This window comes from Streptomyces sp. NPDC057654 (assembly GCF_042800135.1).
Classification (GTDB): Bacteria; Actinomycetota; Actinomycetes; order Streptomycetales; family Streptomycetaceae; genus Streptomyces.
Window position 1 is genome coordinate 1 of record NZ_JBHVHQ010000526.1, and the last position, 6000, is coordinate 6000.

A 6000-nucleotide genomic window follows, 5' to 3' on the forward strand; every position below is an offset into this window, starting at 1 on the left:
CCGTTGGCGCCGTGCAGTTCGACGCCGTCGAAGCCGGCGTCGATCGCGTTGCGGGCCGCGCTCACGAAGTCGGCGACGGTCGCGCGGATCTCGTCCTCGGTGAGGACGTGCGGCGTGACGAAGTCCTTCGGGCCCTCGTGGGTGTAGACCTGTCCGGCGGCCGGGACGGCGGAGGCGCCCACCGGAACGAGACCGTCCGGCAGCAGGGAGGGGTGGCCTATGCGTCCGGTGTGCATGAGCTGGACGAAGATCCGGCCGCCCGCGCCGTGCACGGCGTCGGTGACCTTGCGCCAGGCGGCGACCTGCGCGGCGCTGTGCAGGCCGGGGGTGTCGGGGTAGCCCTGGCCGACGGCGGAGGGGTGGGTGCCCTCGGTGATGATCAGTCCGGCGGAGGCGCGCTGCGCGTAGTACGTGGCGACGGAGTCGGTGGGCGTGGCGCCGGGCCCGAAGGCGCGGCTGCGGGTCATAGGGGCCATGACGATGCGGTTGGCGAGGCGGACGGCGCCGAGTTCGAGGGGGTCGAAGGCGGTGGTCACGGAATTCCTCCAGCATGTGCGGCAGGTGCGTGGCAGGCCAGGTGCGTGGTCGGCCAACCAAACAACCGCGCGGTGCCGCGGGTCATTCCTTGGTCGGCCAACGTAATCTGGCGGGAGCCGCTCGAAGCCGAGAGCGCGCTCGTACGCCCGTACGCCCCGGAGGCCCGCCATGACATCGACCGACGACGTTCCCTGTACGGACTCCGCCGCCTCCGCCGCAGCCGCTCCCTCGACCGCCGCTCCCCTGCTGACCAGCCACGCGATCCCCCGGATCGCCCGCCTGCACCGCGCCGCCGCGGGCCGGCTGCTGCGCCGCGTCGGCCTCCACCCCGGCCAGGAGTTCCTGATGATGCTGCTGTGGGACCAGGGCCCGCAGCGGCAGGCCGAGCTGATCAAGACGCTGGAGCTGGACGCCTCGACGGTGACCCGGATGGTGCAGCGCCTGGAACAGGCCGGGCTGGTGGCCCGTACGCCCGACCCGGTCGACGGGCGCGCGATGCGCGTCGAGGCGACCGGCCCCGGCCATGCGCTGCGCGCCGACGTCGAGCGGGTCTGGCGGGAGCTGGAGGAGCAGACGGTCGCCGGGCTCGACGACGGCGAGCGGCGCGAATTCGCCCGGCTGCTCGCGCGCGTGGAGGGCAACCTGTGCCGCGCCTCGGCGACGGCGGCCCGATAGAGCCTCGCCCGCTACGTACCCGCCGGCCGGGGAAGGGTGAACTCGTCGCCGAGCCCGAGGCGGCGCAGCACCGCCGAGATGTGTCGGTGCAGCAGTTCGCGGGCCTCGCCGCCGTGCCCCGCGCCCATGGCCAGCGCGATGGCCTCGTGCTCGGCGATGTCGTCCGCCGCGTGGCCGGGCCCCATGGTCGAGGCGGCGGAGACGCGCAGCCCCCGGTCCCAGAGGTCGGCGTGCATCGAGGCCAGTACAGGGTTGCCGCACGCCTCGACGAGCCCGGCGTGGAAGGCGCGGCCGATGGCGAGGGCCTGCGCGGGCGTCGGCGACGGGCCGAGCGGCACGTCCGCCTCCACCGCGTGCAGCCGCTCGCCCAGCCGGCGCAGCTCGTCGTGGCCGCGCGCCGCCACGGTGTCCAGCGCGAAGAGCTCGATGAGCAGCCGCGCCTCCATCACGCAGCGGGCCTCCCCCAGCGATACGGGCACCACGAGCGCGCCGCGCTCGGCGACCAGCTGGAGGTACCCCTCGTCGCTCAGCCGCCGGAACGCCTCTTGAACCAGGTCCGCGTCCGCCCCGAGCCGGTCGGCGACGGCCGCCGCCGAGAGCACCGCGCCGCCGAGGAAGGTGCCGTCGAGCACGCGCGCCCGCAGCTCGGCGTGGACCCGGTCCACCGGGGCGTTCTCCTGCGACATATGTCCAGTGTGCACCTATGTGGTCCATACCACGCCCGGCACCGGCCGCAAGGGCCCCAAGCGGGTGGCGCCGCGTGCCACCACAGGCGTACTCCCCCGAGCCACGCGCTTCCCGGTAACCTCCCGGCGCATGACGCATCCCCGTCACGTACGGCCCGCAGACCGCACGCGACAGTACTGGGAGTCCACCGGCGCCGCCCACACCTTCACCCACCCGCTGGATCCGGAGCTGCTCGCCGCCTACCTGCCGACGGAGGGGCGCGTCCTCGACTACGGCTGCGGCTACGGCCGACTGGTCCTGGAGCTCACCGAATTGGGGTACCGCGACGTGCGGGGCGCGGACCCGTCGGCGGCGCTCATCGCCCGCGGCCTCGCCGACCACCCGGAGCTGCGTCTGACCCGGATGGGCGAGCCGGCGCTGCCGTTCGCGGACGCGTCGTTCGACGCGGCGCTCCTCTTCGCCGTCCTGACCTCGGCCCCCGACCCGGTCGCGCAGGAGTCGGCGGTCGCGGAGCTGGCCCGGCTCGTGCGGCCCGGCGGCGTCGTGTACGTCAGCGACGTGCCGCTCCAGACCGACGAGCGCAGCCGCGACCGCTACCGCGCGCAGGAGGCGAGCACCGGCACGTACGGCGTCTTCCGCATCGAGGACGGCGGGACGTTCCAGCACCAGCCGCTGGAGCGCTTCCACGAACTCTTCGGCCGGCACGGTTTCGCGGTGGCCGAGGAGCGGCGGGACGTCACGCCCACGCTCGACGGCCACACGGACCTCAGAGTTCAGCTGATCATGCGCCGGACCCCTTAGATCTCGCGGCGGCCGTCCACGCGGCGCGGCAGCCCCAGCGGGTTGCCGTCGTGCAGTTCGGGCGGGAGCAGGGCGGCCGGGGCGTTCTGGTAGACGACGGGGCGCAGCCAGCGTTCGACGGCGGTCGCGCCGACGGAGGTGGAGGTGGAGGTCGTCGCCGGGTACGGGCCGCCGTGGTGCTGCGCCTCGGTGACGGCGACGCCGGTGGGCCAGCCGTCCACGAGCACGCGGCCCGCGAGCGGTACGAGCGCGGCGAGCAGTTCCGCGCCCTGCCCCGCCGTCCCGTCGGCCTCCGCCGCGCCGAGGTGCACGGTGGCGGTGAGGTTGCCGGACAGCTGCCCGAGGACCGCGCCGATCTCCGCCTCGTCGGCGTAGCGGGCTACGACGGTGACGGGGCCGAAGCACTCCTCCAGCAGGACGCCGTACGGGCCGCCGGAGGCGAGGAGGTCGGCGGGGACGGCGAGGAACCCGGCGCTGACGGTGTGCTCGCCCGCCGCGCCCGGGGCCACCGGGGCCTGTACGCCGGGGAGTTCGGCCCGCGCCCGTACGCCCTCGGCGAAGGCGTCCCGCATCCGGGCGTCGAGCAGGACGCCCGCGCCCGCGCCGCCGACGGCGTCGGCGAGGGACTTCAGCAGCCGGTCGCCGGACTCCCCGGCCGGGGCGAGGACGAGGCCGGGCTTGGTGCAGAACTGGCCGACGCCCATCGTCATGGCCCCGGCGAGCCCCGTGCCGATCTGCTCGGCGCGCTCCTCGGCAGCGGCTCGGGTGACGACGACCGGGTTGAGGCTGCCGAGTTCGCCGTAAAAGGGGATGGGGTGCGGGCGGGCGGCGGCCGCGTCGTACAGGGCCCGGCCGCCGCGCACCGAGCCGGTGAACCCGACGGCCGCGACCAGTGGGTGCCGCACCAGTTCGATGCCCGCGTCGAAGCCGTGCACGACGGCGACGACGTCCTCGGGCAGTCCGGCGGCGACGGCGGCGCGGCGCAGCAGGGCGCCGCACAGCTCGGAGGTGGCGGGGTGGTCGGGGTGGGCCTTGACGACGACGGGGCAGCCGGCGGCCAGCGCGCTCGCGGTGTCGCCGCCGGGCACGGAGAAGGCCAGCGGGAAGTTGCTGGCGGCGTAGACGGCGACGACGCCGAGCGGCACCTTGTAGCGGCGCAGGTCGGGGCGGGGCACGGGCTTCGCGTCGGCGTCGGCGTGGTCGACGATGACGTCGAGGAAGGCGCCCTCGTCCACGGCGTCCGCGAAGGCGCGGAACTGATATGTGGTCCGGGCCAGTTCGCCGGTCAGGCGGCCCGCGCCGAGCGCGGACTCCGCGTCGGCGGCGGCGATCAGCTGCTCGCCCGCCTCGTCGAGGAGGTCGGCGGCGGCGCGCAGCAGGGCGGCCCGCGCGGCGCGGTCGGCGAGCGGCGCCCGGGCGGCGTGCGCGGCGCGTACGGCGCGGTCCACCTCGGCCGGGCCCGCTTCCTCGGCGACCTGCTCGTACTGCTTCCCGGTCCGGGGGTCGACGCTCCACACTGGTGCTGCCACCGCGGGCTCCTCCTCCTGCTGGTTGCGGTTCGCACACCGGGTGTTGTTCGATATGCTGAACGCTGTCCCTGATGGTGAATATTCTGGGGACTCTATGGCGGGTCGAACAGAGGGGTCAAGGGCGATGTCAGCTGCCGAGACGGGCGGAGCCCAGGTCAAGTCCGCGGTCCGTACGGTCGAATTGCTCGAATTCTTCGCGGGCCGGCCGGGCATGCACAGCCTCGCCGCCGTCCAGGAGGCCGTGGGATACCCCAAGTCCAGCCTGTACATGCTGCTGCGCACCCTCGTCGAGCTGGGCTGGGTCGAGACGGACGCCACCGGCACGCGGTACGGCATCGGCGTGCGCGCCCTGCTGGTCGGCACCTCCTACATCGACGGCGACGAGGTGGTGGCCGCCGCCCGCCCCACCCTGGACCGGCTCTCCGACGACACCACCGAGACCATCCACCTCGCCCGCCTCGACGGCACCAACGTCGTCTATCTGGCCACCCGTCAGTCCCAGCACTACCTGCGCCCCTTCACCCGCGTCGGCCGCCGGCTGCCCGCCCACTCCACCTCGCTGGGGAAGGCGCTGCTCGCCACCTACACCGACGAGCAGGTCCGCAAGCTGCTTCCGGAGTCCCTGGCGCCGCTCACCGAGCACACCATCACCGACCGCGAGCAGCTCATCGAGGAGCTCCGCGCCGTCCGCGAGCAGGGCTACGCCGTGGACCGCGAGGAGAACACCCTGGGCCTGCGCTGCTTCGGCGTCGCCATCCCGTACCGCACCCCGGCGCGCGACGCGATCAGCTGCTCGGTCCCGGTGGCCCGGCTGACCCCGGCGCACGAGCAGATGATCAAGGACGCGCTGTTCGACGCCCGCGACCGGCTGACGCTGGCAACGCGGCGGCTCTGAGGCGGGTACAGGGGAGCGGACAGCCGCCCGGTAGCGGGGCGCGTGATCGCACGCCGTAAGGTCTGCACATCAACGCGGGCCGCGCCAGGGGGAGTTGCGACGGCCCGCTCACCGTGCCGATCGCGCCCTGGAGTACCCTCATGTCCGGCTTCCCGCCGATTCGTACGCCCCGTTCCCCGTCCGGCTGGACCATGGCGGTCTTCGGGGCCCTCGCCGCGCTGCTGGGCGTGGTGGGGCTCGTCGCCCCGGAGTCGCTGATCGCGGCGATGGGCCTCGAACCCCTCGGCTCCGCGCACCGCGCGCCGGTCGACCACACGCGGACGTTCATCACGGCGTCGTCGATGGCCGCGCTGAACATGGGCGTGTACTACGTGCTGGCGGCCTTCGCCGACTGGCGCGCATTCTTCATCTGGACCGTCCCCTTCCGCGTCCTGACCTGCGCCGTCTTCACCCTCGCCGTGGTCTCCGGCCGGGCGCCCACGCCCTTCATCGGCGTGGGCCTGTGGGAGGGCGCGGGGGCCCTGGCGACGGGGATAGCCCTGCGCGCCGAACACCGCCGCCGCCTGGCGACCCTCCCGGAACCGGCCGCGCGGGACGAGAGCTGAGCGCGGCGCCCGCGGATCGGGTCAGCCGAGCCGTTTGAGCGCTGCCCGTACCGCCGCGAGGTCGGCGTCGGAGGCCAGCCCCGCGTGGTAGAGCCGCAGTTCGTCCGCGCCCAGGGATGCGGCGTGGGCGGCGTCGGCGGCGAGGGTGGCGGGGGCGCCGCCCATGCCGGAGACGACGGTGAAGTTGGCGGCGAGGGTGCGGCCGGCGGCGCCCTGGCCGGCGAAGGGGCGCAGGATCGCCTCGCGGGCGGCGTCGGGGCCGGTGCAGGGG

The 6000-nt window shown here is 74.7% G+C and carries 6 protein-coding genes and 2 pseudogenes; 4 read left to right on the forward strand and 4 right to left on the reverse strand.

Annotated features, from left to right (window positions below):
- Positions 1-536 (reverse strand): annotated as a pseudogene (locus ACFU99_RS29715) (alkene reductase); the annotation flags it as partial.
- Positions 537-705: 169 nt separating this feature from the next.
- Between ACFU99_RS29715 and ACFU99_RS29720 the strand changes: the two are divergent.
- Positions 706-1212 (forward strand): MarR family winged helix-turn-helix transcriptional regulator, encoded by a 507-nt coding sequence (locus ACFU99_RS29720; RefSeq protein ID WP_384397881.1) that lies wholly within the window; start codon positions 706-708, stop codon positions 1210-1212.
- Between the two features lie 11 nt (positions 1213-1223).
- Here ACFU99_RS29720 and ACFU99_RS29725 read toward each other — a convergent pair whose 3' ends face one another.
- The gene (locus ACFU99_RS29725) at positions 1224-1898 is read right to left on the reverse strand and encodes a GntR family transcriptional regulator (RefSeq protein WP_384397883.1); all 675 of its coding nucleotides are present in this window, start codon (positions 1896-1898) and stop codon (positions 1224-1226) included.
- A gap of 130 nt (positions 1899-2028) precedes the next feature.
- Between ACFU99_RS29725 and ACFU99_RS29730 the strand changes: the two genes are divergently transcribed.
- Positions 2029-2700 carry a class I SAM-dependent methyltransferase gene (locus ACFU99_RS29730; protein ID WP_384397885.1) on the forward strand — a complete coding sequence of 224 codons (672 nt, stop codon included), beginning with the start codon at positions 2029-2031 and terminating at the stop codon, positions 2698-2700.
- Here ACFU99_RS29730 and ACFU99_RS29735 read toward each other — a convergent pair.
- A complete protein-coding gene (locus ACFU99_RS29735; RefSeq protein ID WP_384397887.1) occupies positions 2697-4229 on the reverse strand; it encodes an aldehyde dehydrogenase (NADP(+)) in 1533 nt (510 codons plus the stop codon). The two genes, ACFU99_RS29730 and ACFU99_RS29735, sit on opposite strands and share 4 nt — an antisense overlap.
- Positions 4230-4353: 124 nt before the next feature.
- On the opposite strand from ACFU99_RS29735, the gene ACFU99_RS29740 reads away from it, so the two are divergent.
- On the forward strand, positions 4354-5124 hold the full coding sequence (locus ACFU99_RS29740; protein WP_384397889.1) for an IclR family transcriptional regulator: 771 nt from the start codon (positions 4354-4356) through the stop codon (positions 5122-5124).
- Between the two features lie 140 nt (positions 5125-5264).
- On the forward strand, positions 5265-5729 hold the full coding sequence (locus tag ACFU99_RS29745; RefSeq protein ID WP_384397891.1) for a hypothetical protein: 465 nt from the start codon (positions 5265-5267) through the stop codon (positions 5727-5729).
- Between the two features lie 21 nt (positions 5730-5750).
- Here the strand turns inward: ACFU99_RS29745 and ACFU99_RS29750 are convergent.
- Positions 5751-6000 (reverse strand): annotated as a pseudogene (locus tag ACFU99_RS29750) (hypothetical protein); the annotation flags it as partial.